The organism is Loigolactobacillus bifermentans DSM 20003 (assembly GCF_001434575.1).
GTDB lineage: Bacteria > Bacillota > Bacilli > Lactobacillales > Lactobacillaceae > Loigolactobacillus > Loigolactobacillus bifermentans.
On record NZ_AZDA01000073.1, the window covers coordinates 1 to 322 of the forward strand.

The following is a 322-nucleotide window of genomic DNA, read 5'->3' on the forward strand; positions in this document are numbered from 1 at the left end:
CGGTTTTTAAAACAAGAAAATAAAATAGAGTATTCAGTTTTCAAAGTACAAAGTTACGACAACTTACGTTGTCAATGGAGGATAACGGGATCGAACCGATGACCTCCTGCGTGCAAAGCAGGCGCTCTCCCATCTGAGCTAATCCCCCATGTTGTTATAGAAATGGGCCTAAATGGACTTGAACCATCGACCTCACGCTTATCAGGCGTGCGCTCTAACCAGCTGAGCTATAGGCCCAAAAGCCTTCCATATCAACTATAAAGTTGTGAGAGTAAACCTCTCAAAACTGAGCAAAGTTTCGATTAATGTGTAGTTTTCCGTA

General features: G+C 42.5%; 2 tRNA genes. Both read right to left on the minus strand.

The window, feature by feature from the left end:
- Positions 1–75: 75 nt before the first annotated feature.
- Positions 76–148, minus strand: a tRNA-Ala gene (locus FC07_RS08475).
- 15 nt (positions 149–163) lie between these two features.
- A tRNA-Ile gene (locus FC07_RS08480) sits at positions 164–237 on the minus strand.
- Between the last annotated feature and the right edge of the window lie 85 nt (positions 238–322).